We start from the raw sequence: 13,481 nt of genomic DNA on the forward strand, positions 1-13,481 counted from the left end.
AATGTTCTGCATGGGAATAGCTGCTGAGGGGGCAATTAATGAATATTGGTGTCAACATGAATGTTCTGACTGCATGAGTTTTGCCCTCACCCCCAGCCCCTCTCCCATTTTGGGGAGAGGGGAATAAATTATCTAGTTCCCCTTCTCCCATTTTTGGGAGAAGGGGTTAGGGGATGAGGGCAATTCTGGAACGCTTTCTCTTACCTGATTTCTACGTTAAGTTGACACCAAATGATTAATTAATTGCCCCTACAAGTTTTATTAATTAAGATGGTAGGTGGATTGACTAGCCCTTTCAAGATGGGTAAAAATTTTGGTCAAAGAATCCCTCTTTACTCTGTGTTCTCTGCGCCTATGTGGTTAAATAAATTACTTTTAAACCGCAGAGAGGAAATCAGAGATTTTCTGAGTCACCTTGAAAGGGCTAGTGGATTGACACCATGCGTTACTTAGCATCAGCCAATATGCTGTTGACATCTGATAACTGAACCACTCCTAAAAAATTTGGACTATTAATTACAAAGAAAGGTGTGCCAGAAACAGCCAATTTATCAGCTAGCTGGATATCTTTAGTAATTGCAGGAGTGGCAAGAGTTAGATCACGTTTAAATTTACCCAAATTCAGATTCAGTTTTTTAGCAATATCTAAATATAACGCTTCACCCAGTTGCTTTTGATTCGTAAATAGCGCATCATGATATTGCCAAAATTTGCCCTGTTGATGTGCCGCCCAAGCTGCTGTGGCTGCTGGCAATGCTTCAGGATGAATTGAAATTAGCGGCAGATTTTTGTAAACTAATCTGAGTTTATCTGGATATTTTGCTAACAGTTCTTTCAAAGTCTTATGCGCCTCAGCACAATAGGGACATTGAAAATCTGAAAATTCTACTAGCAGAGTTTTTGATTTAGTTGAACCTGTGGTGGGAGACTCACCAATCACTGTTTGAGGATTCGTTTTTAAATCCTGCAAAAATGCTTGTTGTACTTGTTTGATTTTCTGTTGTTGTTGCTGCTGATAAGCTTGAACAGATTCAACAATTGCCTCTGGGTGTTCCCGGATAATTTGTAATACTTGCTGTTCTAACTGCGGATCAATGGTGCTGGCAGCTTGTGCCGGAAATGACCAGGTGAGAACTAAACAGAGTAGACCTATTGCTGCCCAAGTACGCATAGACTGAAGTAATGCAGTAAACCAATCAAAAAATGTACCCATAGAAAAACTCTTAAATACTTCTTCAAGGGGATTCTATGCTTTTTTTATTAAAAAGATCCAGCAATCATCCCAGCAAGTAAAATAAAACCAATCCACACATTTTGCCGGAACATCTCACCATAAACACGGTTAGGTAAGTCTTGCTTTGTTAATCGCAGAGACTGCCAAACCCATCCGATAGTAGCAACTACAAGGCTAATCCAGAAGGCTAAGTGCAGATGTATAACTACGCCTAACCAAGACAATAACAAGATTGTGCCAGCAAAGAAAATTCCAATAGCTACAGGGGCATAATTCCCAAAAAATAGGGCGCTAGAATTAACACCAATGCGGCGATCGTCTTCCTTGTCGCTCATTGCATAAACTGTATCAAATCCTAATGTCCACAAAACAGTGGCGCCCCAAAGTAACCAAGTTGGTTGAGAGATGCTTTGTGTGACTGCACTCCAGCTAATCAATACCCCAAAACCCCAAGCGATGGAAAGCACCAGCTGCGGTACAGGAAACACTCGTTTTGCACCTGGATAAAGCAGAATTACAGGCACGGCTGCCACACACAACCAGAAACTCAGGGGGTTAAGATAAAATGCCAGGATTGCTGCACATGCTAGGGAGACGATCGCAACTCCAATGCCAACTTTCACAGATAAGGCGCGAGAAGCGAGAGGGCGTGAGCGTGTTCTCTCCACTTCTGGATCAATATCCCGATCCCACAAATCATTAACAACACACCCCAAAGCACTTGTAGCTAGAGTACCCAATATAATCACACCAACCAGAGGTAAAGGCGGTTTCCCAGAAGCGGCCAAAAACACCGCCCAAAGTGCAGGAATCATTAAAATTAACCGTCCTTCTGGTTTATGCCAGCGCAAAAGCCGGATAATTACAAGCAAAACTGGTTCTTGGGGGCGTTGTGGTGTGGTTAACATGTTACTGGGGATTGGGGATTGGGTACTGGGGATTGGGGACTTGTACTGAGCGACTTGTGCCGAGCATCTCGACTTCGCTCGATGGAGCCGGAGCCGAGGTAAGCCGAAGTATTGGGGATTGGGGATTGGGAATACTCTTTCCTAGTCCCTAGTCCCTAGTCCCTAGTCCCTAGTCCCTAGTCCCCAATCCCTACTTCACACATCTTTACATCTATAGAATAACGTTATTTGTTATTTGTAAAAACATAACCCAAAGTGGCAACTTTAAATACTTTTAAATAGTCACTAGCTTAGAAGCAGTAGGGTGAATATACTTAGCTCAGTTACCCTTGACCAAACTGAGTTACGAGTGCTGACTACTTTTTAATTTACTCAGCACTCAATCTGAGCAAGTCTGTTGCAAAAAATATCAGTGTCAGCTACCCCGACATACCACCGTTTGCCATCATTTCTGATAAAGAGAGAAAACTAGATGCTGAATTTAGTAGCTTCGGCTAGCGGGAAGAGTGTTACAACTCAACCACCTAACCAACATCGGATTATTGCTGCCATTGACTTGGGAACAAATTCTCTACACATGGTAGTAGTGAAGATTGACCCCACACTACCAGCTTTCAGCATTATTGCCAGAGAAAAAGAAACTGTGAGACTTGGCGATCGCAATCTTAAGACTGGGGAACTAAAACCAGAGATAATTGAAAAGGCGATCGCGGCTTTAGGACGCTTCCAAGAAGTTGCCAAAACTATCAATGCTGAAACAATCATTGCTGTAGCAACTAGCGCTGTACGGGAAGCGCCTAATGGTAAAGATTTTTTGCAGCTAGTAGAAACGGAGTTGGGTTTAAGCGTTGACTTGATTTCTGGTCAAGAAGAAGCGCGACGAATCTATCTTGGCGTGCTGTCGGGGATGGAATTTAACAACCAACCCCATATCATTGTTGATATTGGCGGTGGTTCCACAGAAATAATTTTGGGCGACAGTAACGAACCCCGTACTCTTACCAGTACAAAAGTTGGTGCAGTGCGACTCACTAGCGAGTTAATTACTACCGATCCCATCAGCAACACTGAGTTTCAATACCTGCAAGCTTATGCACGCGGAATGTTGGAACGTTCTGTAGAAGAAGTGTTAGCAAACCTAGAGTTTGGGGAATCTCCACGTTTGGTGGGTACGGCGGGCACAATTGAAACCCTGGCGATGATTCATGCACGAGAAAAGTCGGGTGTTATCCCTTCTACTCTCAATGGCTACCAATTTAGTCTTAAAGACTTGGGAGAGTTGGTAAATCGCTTGCGGAAACTGAGTAACTCAGAAACGGCTGCGATTCCCAGTATGCCAGATAAGCGGGCTGAAGTTATACTTGCTGGCGCAGTAATATTACAGGAAGCAATGACCCTCTTGGGTAGTGAATCGGTAACAGTTTGTGAGCGTTCTCTGAGGGAAGGCGTAATTGTAGACTGGATGCTAACCCACGGTTTAATTGAAGATAAGCTGCGCTACCAAAGTTCAGTTCGGGAACGTAATATACTCAAAGTCGCTAGTAAATACCACGTTAACTTAGAATATAGCGATCGCGTCGCCAAATTTGCCGAGAGTTTATTTGACCAAACTCAAGGTACTTTACACCACTGGGGAGCCGATGAACGACAACTGCTGTGGGCAGCTGCAATATTACACAATTGCGGTCATTATGTCAGCCATTCATCTCACCACAAGCACTCTTACTATCTAATTCGCAATGGTGAATTACTTGGTTATACAGAAACCGATATTGAAATCATTGCTAATTTAGCGCGTTATCATCGCAAATCGCCGCCCAAGAAAAAACATGAAGATTACCAAAACTTGCTGACTAAAGAGCAGAGGCAAATTGTTAGTCAATTGAGTGCAATTCTCAGATTAGCAGTAGCATTAGATCGACGGCAAATTGGTGCGATCGCTCAAGTACAATGTGAGTATTATTCACAATTGAGACAATGTAATCTGCTAATTTTCCCATCTCAAGCTGATGATGATTGTGCTTTAGAAATGTGGAGTTTAGATTATAAAAAAGGAGTATTTGAGGAAGAATTTGGAGTGAAATTAGTAGCGAGTTTAGAAAAAAAGTCTAGCGCTACTAACTTTCGCCCGTAGGACTTACCCGAAACCGCGCTGTAGGGGCAATTCATGAATTGCCCCTACCTGAATAAAGCGCAGCCTCACATAGAATTGGTATTAGATCAATCGTTAGCTTTTCCACATAACGTGAAAAGTCAGACTTATTTACCGCTATTGCCATGATTGAAATTCATCAATGGCGCTACGAATTAAGGAAGTTATTTGAGCGCGACGGGTTTCAAAGTTGGCGGCGATATAAATCAGGAGGATGCCAACTAGCAAGCCAACAACCCATTTTAAAAAGGAATACTGCAAGCTGAAAATTACCGATTGATAGATTGTAGTGATTAAAAAAGTGGCTGTACCAATGTAGAGAAAAGCCCGCACTCTCAAAGCTAATCCGGCAAAAATGGCGATGAGGCTAAAAATACCTGGTATCCAGGGTGTATTTTGATCAAATAAAATTGTCCACCCAGAAATTAAACCACTACCTAGTACTCTCAGAAGATGACGAGCGGTTTTATACTCTGGTAGCTTCAGTTGGGTATCTATTTGAGCAATATAAAGCAGTGACAACCCAATGGGTGTGACATACCACAAGGCATCATTTAGATGTAAGGAATCAAACCAACAGTAAAGCGCCCAATCAATCAACGCCACACTAACATAAGTAAAACGGATGTTTTCACCCACTTTTGCAAGAAAGATGTAAAATCCAGCTGCAAGTACCAAGGTTATGGGGTAAGTTTGCAGTCTAGTTTCCCATAAAATGATCAGTGGTATGATGTAAGCGGCTTGCTGCCAAGGTCTTTTAGACCAACCCCAATTTTCCCAAGGTAGAATGTACAGAAAATAAGCTACCACACAAGCGATCGCACCATTCCACGGAACTAATGGCCCAGCCCAAAATTGTCCCACTGCTGTCTCGCGCCAATAAACCCTCATCCCAGCTACTTCTAATAAGCCAAGATAAACCCACATTTCTCCGATTGTGATTCCTCCGAAAATCCTGGGGGAAGTCTGCGAATTTCGTCCCTGAAAGATGCCATAGCGAATCAAAAATACCCCCGTTCCCAATCCCACCAAACGGTTAACTGCAATGGGGAGAGGAATGGCAGCCATTAATAAACAGCTACTCCAAACCCAGTGAATATGAGCAATTCTTTTCAGTTCTTGGGGAGTTAGGCGTAAGTAGCTGACTAGCCAAGGCGACAAGATGCGGTAAGCATACATGATACTGCCACCAAGGGCAGACATGGCAATCAATCCATCACCTAATGCTCCTCCTGAAGCTTGTGACATCTGATAGAACAAAAGCTCATAAGCAGAAATGGATACGCCAATGATTCCTAAGTACAGCAGGGGTTTAAAGTTCTCACGCCGTCGCCCCACGCCAATGATAATTAAAGCTACACCCAAGGAATACAAACCAGTCCACTCGGTGAAAGTGTTCACACGCAGCAATACACTGAATGCACCATAAATTAATGGCAAAATGTGAAAACTGCTAGGAAGCCTTTCTAATTGATGTCGTCGTCGCCACCACTCGCCGACTAGTTGAGCGATTAAACCTAAAGCGATATTTGCGATCGCTATTTTAACAGTTGAGCGTTCCCCAAATCCCAGCCCTTGGGCAGTCAACAATTCCAAGCACCAACCGATGCCATAAAATGCCCAATTTGTCGGTTGTCGCCAACTCCGATAAACAATAGCTGTCAAGGTGATAGCAGTGGCAGCTAAATACAAAAATCCAGAAGTAATAAACCCTGAGTAAATCAGTATTGAGTGCAGTGTCAAGCTAAACAACTCAAAACCACACAAGGCGATCGCCCATTTATCACTGGCGGCTGCATAGATAACTGCTAATTCGTTACCTTGTCGTCTCAAAACTGTCTTTGCTAACCATAAACTTAAGGTGGCGATCGCTCCGACGACAAACCAACCTCCTATTGCTAGGTGAGGTAAACCAGGCACACCATTCCACAGCAACGCCCCAATGAAACTCAGAGCAAATCCTTCTGTAATTACCGCAGATGTTTGGTTTCGCAAATAGCGCGTATTTGCAAACATCAATCCGGCACCCACGGCTAAACCGATTAATCTGGTTCCTGGTAGCTGTAAAGTAAGTAGCTGGGCAACTCCCACAGCCAAGACACTCAAGTAACGGCTAGTAATCCGACGCTCTCTAATTGTGCAATTGGCAACACCCGTGAGAGCTAAAGGCGTAACTAGCCATAAAACTCCCCAATTGGCTTGGCTATCAGCTATGCCATACCAAGATGATTCTGCATTCATCCACAATAAAAAGAAACTAGCGGCGGCTAGTCCTAAACCGATGTCCCATGCACTACGTCGCCATAAACCTTCCTTGAGGCTAAATCCCCATTCTGCAACCATCAGAGCTAATAAAATACTTGCCCAGGCTTGTTGACTCAGGCTTGGTAAGAGCCAATTAATGGTAGAGCAAAATGTCAGCATCCCCATGATATGAGTTAAATATACCAGGGGAAGGGATGAGGGTGAGCGGCGTTGAGTGACAAATACCAGAGTGGTGGTAGAAAATAGCAAATTTAGCGATCGCAATGCCGGATTTACTAAAGCGATGGTTGTTAAAAGAGTTCCAAATAAGAGGGTGAGCAATTCGCCAAATTTAGCTAATTCTCGCTTTTGACTGCGATACAAGCTATCTGTGAGCGCCACCATCAAAATTATGTAGGGAAATAAAGCTATACCCAGCAAAGCCCAAGGTTCATTTTGAGAATTGGTGAGTTGGGTGCCAGTTGCGATCGCTAATTTTTGTAAGTTATCAGGTACTAATCGCCAACCTAACCAAATCGTCTGTAAGCCAATGACGAAAACTGCTGCGAAGTCTACCTTGAAACTGTACCGCCATAAGCGACTTCCCACAAACCACAAACCCAAACCACTCACAGCGATCGCTTGCCAGGGATAATTTACTACCGATACCAGCCAACCCAGAAAGATTAAAATTGCGCCGAGTCTTTCCCAGAGTAAAAGGGATGAAGGGAATGGGGGAGATGAGGGGGATATTAATGTTACTTCCCCTGCTTCCCCTCCTCCCCCTGCCCCCTGCCCCCTGCCTCCTCCCTGCTGTGCTAACCAAGTCACCAACCAGCCGCAAATACCAATAGCTAACCCTAACTGCGTGACATCTACGTTGGCAACAAAAATCGCCCGCACTAACAGCACTATCAAGGCATAAATAATTACAGCGCCAGGTAAAGTAATACTTAATTTATGGCGTAGGCGTACCCCGTCGTAGACATCGCTTCCATCTTCCCCACTCACAGTTTGAGGCTGTTGGTAAAGATTGTGATAAACGGTAATAATGGTTGTGCCGATCATTGCCACATAAACAGCAATCAAGGGAAATCGTGGGATTTGCCAACCCCAATGCAAATAACTTAGCCCGAGAATATTTGCTAGAGGTAATTTGCCAGTATGTAAATTGGCAAAAATAGTCCGATTTTTGGAAAGTAAAACAGTTATAGCAGTGAGGGTAGGAAAAGCGATCGCAACTACAATCCAATCCACAGGATTATGCCACAACCGAAAGCTATCCATCGCCCAAAAGTTCACTGGGACCAGCAAAAGGGTGACAATCAGCAATGTCTGAGCCGTCAATGTGAGATTATTTTGCCTAATCGCCCAAAAGCTTAATCCCCAGAAAATCAAAGTATAAGCAAATAAAACCCCATACTGTCCAGAGGCGGGAAACCTCTCCCACTGACTAGCAGCCAGTACCCCAGAGGACACCACTACCAGAAATACCCCTAAAAAAAGCAGCCAACGCACACTCAGTTCTGCCCCCAAGGACTGCAACATTGTGCTGATCAAGTTGGGTTTAGCTGGTTTTTGTTGCCCTTGTCTACGACTACTAGATTGTAAAGCCGCTACGGGCAACTCCTCCACGGGGTCATAAGTTGCAAATACTACCTTTGCCTTCGCTTCCGGCTGGGGTTCTAACACCACCGCACACACCAGAAATTCTCGGCATAACTCCCTCACTTGGCTATCGGATATCAAACCTAAGCGCAGCCATATATCTAGTCCTTCTAATAACTGAGGATGGGAGGATGGCAGTCTAATTTCAAATTTTAGGGGGCGCTCAAAGGGCGATGACATAAGCGGCGACAGTATAACTATATACTTTGCGGATTTAATTAAAGTATATTTTGGCTCTAATTGTGCCACTTATGAGGCTAATTGATATTAATTTTTAACCGACGAGGCATATTCTTATGACTTATAGCATTTATTTGTGAGGCTGCGCCGAACCCTTTTAACTTCTTTCTTTGGGGACTTTGCGGTTCGTTTTTATTTCTTGTACTTAAATATGTATAGGATTCATATTTGATTTTTGAACGAATACGTAGGGTGTTTTGTCGCCAAGCGCCGCACCAAAGCCCAGAATACGGTGCGTTACACTTCGTGGTAACACAACGCCAGTCCGCTCAAGTCGGGAAACCCGCCCATGCGGCTGGCTCCCCTACATATACTTAGATTTTTTCAGAAATCAAATCGGATTCCTATAGTACTTACGCATTGACAAAAATACCACAGATGTTCTGGCAGTCTAAAATATGTTGTCTATATACTACGGTAAACCAATCAAGTTGTAGTATTATGGTTTTTAACAGCGATCGCTTCCTTTGGTATGTAGCCATTAAATGCAAGCAACATATCTAAAGTAAACGAACGAGTGCGAACACCGCCCTGTAGATCAAACTATGGAGAATTCATTATGAGCAACAAACACATTGAAGTTAAACAGGTAGCTGGTTTTATCGGTGCCGAAATTAGCGGCATAGACCTGTCGCGTCCTTTGCACGATGATGCAGTCAAAGAAATTCGTCAAGCACTATTAAAGTGGAAAGTCGTGTTCTTTCGTGGTCAAAACATCGATCATGCGGCACAGATTGCGTTCACGGCTCGTTTCGGCGAAGTGACTTATGCACATCCCCACGAAGATGAGCCAATTGAAGGCTTCTCAGAAATCCTGCCCATTGACCGCAGCCGCTACGAACGGCGCAATGGTCTACGCCGTTCCAGCTATGAGAGTCGCTGGCATACCGATGTCACAGCAGTTGTCAACCCACCTGCGGCATCAATTTTGCGTGCGGTTAATGTCCCCAGTTTCGGTGGTGACACACAGTGGACAAATCTAGTCGCAGCCTACGAGGGTCTGTCAGCACCCCTGCGGGCGCTAGCAGACACATTGAAAGCCGAACATCGCTTCAATGCGCGTTTGAATCTGCCCAACGAGAGCAGAATTGCCCAACGCATCGCAGCCAATCCACTAGTCTCAATCCACCCAGTAGTAAGGGTTCATCCTGAAACTGGTGAACGCGCCTTGTACGTCAACCCTGGTTTTACCTCCCATATTCTTGACGTATCACGACAAGAGAGCGACTTGCTGCTTGAGTTGTTCTTCAACCAGATCACCAAGCCCGCCTACACCACCCGCTTCCGATGGAACAACGGTGACATTGCATTCTGGGACAACCGCGCCACCTCACATTTAGCTCCCCAGGATCTAGATCATGTGGAAGTAGAGCGTGTGCTTTATCGCACTACGATCACAGGTGATGTTCCAGTCGGCCCCGATGGCTTCCGATCGCAAGTGGTGGAAGGTGAGGCCTTCAATAGCGAATTACCAACCATCTTGAAGAACAAAGCCGAGAAGTTGGAAGCAGAACCAGTGCTTTCGTAAGCTACAGAGTGGTAAGGGACTGACAAATAAAAAAACATCCCAAATTTTTGTGGGACGGGTGGGGACACCCGTCCCAGATTTAGAGCGCTCATGTTGCCCACCCTAGTTGTGCAAATTAAATGCGCGACAGCTTATAAATTTGGATGTAGAGACGTTGCAATGCAACGTCTCTACAAGAATTTTGAAATAACGCAAAATTATTTTTCATCCCGCAATCAGCAACGCCAGAAATTTGTACTCTAGGAATAGCTTTACCGATAAAGTTGGGCAAATCTTGGTATTATTGATACTATTTTACCTAGCATCAATTTTATGCAAGAAACCTTACAAACGCCTTTTCTATGAAAAGAAGACAAATTTTTGGCTTCCTGGGTGTAGCAGTTGCTGGCTTGCTGCTAGCAATTGGTTTACCATTGGTTAGTCCTTCTCCTGTAATAGCACAGTCAAACACCAACATCCTCGTGTCCGCAGCCGCTAGCTTAAAAGAAGCGCTGGAAGAAATTAAGCCTTTGTACCAACAAAGTAAATCAGATATCAATATTAGTTATAACTTTGGGGCTTCTGGTGCATTGCAGCAACAGATTGAGCAAGGTGCGCCAGCAGACATCTTTATTTCTGCTGGCAAAAAGCAAATGGATGCCTTGGAAGAAAAAGGACTGTTGCTACCAAGTAGCCGTACTAACTTGGCAAATAACCGTCTAGTCTTGATTGTGGCTCAGGATGTTGTTGGCATCACTAGCTTCTACGATTTAACAGATAGTAAGATTAAAAAAATTGCGATCGGTGAACCCAGAAGTGTACCCGCCGGTCAATATGGTGAGCAAGTCTTAAAAAAATTGAAACTTTATGATCGGGTGAAGTCAAAATTGGTCTTTGCTAACAATGTGCGTCAAGTTTTGGCAGCAGTAGAAAGTGGTAATGCCGAAGCAGGTTTAGTTTATGCCACTGATGCCAAAATTTCCAACAAGGTCAAAGTCGTAGTCGCGGCTGATGATAAGTTTCACTCGCCAATTGTCTATCCAGTAGCAATAATTAAAAGCAGTAAAAATACTTCTGCTGCTAAGGAATTTGTGCAGTTTCTATCTGGCAGTCAAGTCAAAACTGTACTCAAAAAATATGGGTTTATTGTGCGTGAATAATTAAAGCTTTGTAGTAAGCGGCTTCACCCCTTCTTATAGGGCTGGAGCCGCTTAAGATTTCTGAGAGTTTTCAGTATGATTACTCCCGGAGTGCATAGCCTACACCACGGACAGTATGAATCAAACGTTTTTCATTATTTTCTTCTAACTTGATTCGCAAATAACGAATATAAACTTCAATAATATTAGAATCACCCATGAAGTCGTAACCCCAAACTTTCTCTAAAATTTGGTCTCTAGTAAAAACTTGACGGGGATGTGAAAGGAGATATTCTAATAAGTCAAACTCTTTTGCTGTTAACTCAATGCTTCGTTTCGCCCGAAATACTTCACGAGTACGGCGATTTAAGCTTAAATCTTCAAATTGCAATAAATCCTCGTCTGTTTCTTGGGTGCGGCGGAGATGAGCGCGAATTCTAGCTAGTAGTTCTTCGATGCTGAAGGGTTTAACTACATAATCATCGGCTCCTGCATCTAATCCTGCCACGCGATCGCTCACTTCATCTTTTGCTGTCAATAAAATCACAGGTACTGTACTACCTGTTGCTCGCAAACGGCGACAAATTTCCAAACCTGTTAAGCCTGGTAGCATCCAATCCAGAATCGCTAAATCTGGTGATGAGTCTCGCGCTAAAGTTAAGCCAGCGATGCCATCATGGGCTACACTTACTCGGTATCCTTCGCTACTAAGTTCTAATTCGACAAATCGCGCCAGTTTGACTTCATCTTCCACCAAAAGAATGTGTGCTGTCATATTTTCAGGCTCTTGCGGGTAATGTGAGAATTGCAACCCGCAGATCCCCGACAACTTTTACCAAGTCGGGGATCTTCTTTCTCACGAATGATTCAGGATTGCGATATATGTGGGTAAAGTGATTGTAAACGTACTCCCTTCCCCCAACTTGGATTGTACACTGACACTACCTCCCATACCTTCTATAAGTGTCTTGACAATGGATAAACCCAAACCACAACCCCCAGTAGTATGAGAGCGGGATTCATCTATGCGATAAAATCTCTCAAATATCCGCGCTTGCTGTTGCAAAGGAATGCCATAACCTTGATCCCAAACTTGAATAATTGCCTTGTCTTGAAGCTGATTTAACTTAAAAATTATGGGTGTATCAGCTTCAGAATACTTAACTGCATTATCAATTAAATTTAATAACACTTGTTTCAAGCGACTATAGTCTGCTTTTACCTCAATTGGGTAAGTTTTTGACTCGATTGTAATTGTGCGATCGCTATATTTTTCTGCCATCATCACAACTTCTTCAACCAAGTCATTCAGCACATAAGATTTCATTTGAAAGTATAAGTAACCGCTATCTGCCCGTGCTAAATCAAGTAAATCTTGTAGCAAACGGATAGTACGTTCCGCTTCTGATGCCGCAGTTTCTAAAGCTTCTTGTTGAGTTGGGGTTAAGTTATTCTGTCTTCGCAAGACACTTTGCAAATAACCATGTACAATTGTCAAAGGTGTGCGTAATTCGTGAGAAACATTACTCACAAATTCCCGCTCTTGCTCCCATGATTGGGAAAGACGCGATAACAGCATGGTTAAGGTTTGAGCTAGTTCTTTAACTTCACTGGGTGCATTATCCAGATATAGCTGTGCTTGTCCTAAATCTTCAGCCGAAATCACAGAAGCCATTTGATTTAGCTGGCGCAGAGGTTGCAGAGAACGCTTAATATAGAATGCGATCGCAGCAGTTAATACAATGATTGCCAAAACGCTAGTGATAGCTAAACTCTGTACCATTACCACAAACATTCTCTGTTCGTGGGTAATATCCTTGACTACAAATAACTCACCCAGTAACTTACCCTGCACTTGCACAGAACTACCACATAAAACAAAGTACCTTTCATTTACTTTGTAAACTTGTGGTTTAATCGGCATTTTAGTCAGGGACATTAACTCATCTACAGTAGTATCAGATAATAAATCTAAAGTTGCAGATTTTACTAGAATCTTATTATCAGGGTTTTTGAGCCACAATAATGTGTTGGTATTTGACAAATTATTAATAGCCTTTTGCAATCCAGTTTCAGGTTGCATCATTTCACTATAAATTTGCACATCTTGCGGCAAACGCTTGGCAATTTGCTCTATATTATATTTATGACTATCAACTAAAATTTGCTGCATTTTCCAACTAGTCCATGTAGCGAGGCTACCTAATACCAAAGCTGAAAATGCTCCAATACCAACCGTGAGGCGTGACTGTAAGGAAAATGGGTCTATATTTATCCCAACTTTTATAACTTGCTTCACTGTTCTGGTTACGCTTGAGGTGTTTAATAAGGGACTGACAAATAAAAAAAACATCCCAGATTTTTTGTGGGATGGGTGTCCCCACCTGTC

At 43.3% G+C, this 13,481-nt stretch carries 8 protein-coding genes; 3 read left to right on the plus strand and 5 right to left on the minus strand.

What is annotated here, in order from left to right:
- Window positions 1–445: 445 nt before the first annotated feature.
- Together V7K50_RS28220 and V7K50_RS28225 are read right to left on the minus strand one after the other, a co-directional pair.
- On the minus strand, window positions 446–1,213 hold the full coding sequence (locus tag V7K50_RS28220; RefSeq protein WP_334965948.1) for a DsbA family protein: 768 nt from the start codon (window positions 1,211–1,213) through the stop codon (window positions 446–448).
- Between the two features lie 47 nt (window positions 1,214–1,260).
- Entirely contained in the window at window positions 1,261–2,142 is an 882-nt protein-coding gene (locus tag V7K50_RS28225; RefSeq protein ID WP_334965950.1) for a 4-hydroxybenzoate solanesyltransferase, read from the minus strand.
- 472 nt (window positions 2,143–2,614) lie between these two features.
- Between V7K50_RS28225 and V7K50_RS28230 the strand changes: the two genes are divergently transcribed.
- Complete coding sequence (locus V7K50_RS28230) at window positions 2,615–4,276, plus strand: Ppx/GppA phosphatase family protein (protein ID WP_334965952.1); 1,662 nt, start codon at window positions 2,615–2,617, stop codon at window positions 4,274–4,276.
- A 135-nt stretch (window positions 4,277–4,411) separates the two neighbouring features.
- On the opposite strand, the gene V7K50_RS28235 is transcribed toward V7K50_RS28230, so the two are convergent.
- Window positions 4,412–8,386: a DUF2157 domain-containing protein gene (locus V7K50_RS28235; protein WP_334965954.1), complete on the minus strand. Its 3,975-nt coding sequence runs from the start codon at window positions 8,384–8,386 to the stop codon at window positions 4,412–4,414.
- Window positions 8,387–9,005: 619 nt separating this feature from the next.
- Between V7K50_RS28235 and V7K50_RS28240 the strand changes: the two genes are divergently transcribed.
- Both V7K50_RS28240 and modA read left to right on the plus strand, forming a co-directional pair.
- Entirely contained in the window at window positions 9,006–9,974 is a 969-nt protein-coding gene (locus tag V7K50_RS28240; protein WP_334965956.1) for a TauD/TfdA dioxygenase family protein, read from the plus strand.
- Window positions 9,975–10,315: 341 nt separating this feature from the next.
- Window positions 10,316–11,113 (plus strand): molybdate ABC transporter substrate-binding protein, encoded by a 798-nt coding sequence (gene modA, locus V7K50_RS28245; RefSeq protein ID WP_334965958.1) that lies wholly within the window; start codon window positions 10,316–10,318, stop codon window positions 11,111–11,113.
- A 79-nt stretch (window positions 11,114–11,192) separates the two neighbouring features.
- Here modA and V7K50_RS28250 read toward each other — a convergent pair whose 3' ends face one another.
- Both V7K50_RS28250 and V7K50_RS28255 read right to left on the minus strand, forming a co-directional pair.
- Window positions 11,193–11,867: a response regulator transcription factor gene (locus V7K50_RS28250; RefSeq protein WP_334804085.1), complete on the minus strand. Its 675-nt coding sequence runs from the start codon at window positions 11,865–11,867 to the stop codon at window positions 11,193–11,195.
- 81 nt (window positions 11,868–11,948) lie between these two features.
- Window positions 11,949–13,391 (minus strand): sensor histidine kinase, encoded by a 1,443-nt coding sequence (locus tag V7K50_RS28255; protein ID WP_334965959.1) that lies wholly within the window; start codon window positions 13,389–13,391, stop codon window positions 11,949–11,951.
- Between the last annotated feature and the right edge of the window lie 90 nt (window positions 13,392–13,481).

Origin of the sequence: Nostoc sp. (genome assembly GCF_036917135.1) — a bacterium.
Taxonomy (GTDB): Bacteria; Cyanobacteriota; Cyanobacteriia; order Cyanobacteriales; family Nostocaceae; genus Nostoc.

What these genes read in the sequence shown, in the direction of transcription:
- modA (WP_334965958.1), top strand. Translation starts at nt 10,316, where the DNA reads ATGAAAAGAAGACAAATTTTTGGCTTCCTGGGTGTAGCAGTTGCTGGC.
- V7K50_RS28235 (WP_334965954.1), bottom strand. Translation starts at nt 8,386, where the DNA reads ATGTCATCGCCCTTTGAGCGCCCCCTAAAATTTGAAATTAGACTGCCA.
- V7K50_RS28240 (WP_334965956.1), top strand. Translation starts at nt 9,006, where the DNA reads ATGAGCAACAAACACATTGAAGTTAAACAGGTAGCTGGTTTTATCGGT.
- V7K50_RS28225 (WP_334965950.1), bottom strand. Translation starts at nt 2,142, where the DNA reads ATGTTAACCACACCACAACGCCCCCAAGAACCAGTTTTGCTTGTAATT.
- V7K50_RS28220 (WP_334965948.1), bottom strand. Translation starts at nt 1,213, where the DNA reads ATGGGTACATTTTTTGATTGGTTTACTGCATTACTTCAGTCTATGCGT.
- V7K50_RS28250 (WP_334804085.1), bottom strand. Translation starts at nt 11,867, where the DNA reads ATGACAGCACACATTCTTTTGGTGGAAGATGAAGTCAAACTGGCGCGA.
- V7K50_RS28230 (WP_334965952.1), top strand. Translation starts at nt 2,615, where the DNA reads ATGCTGAATTTAGTAGCTTCGGCTAGCGGGAAGAGTGTTACAACTCAA.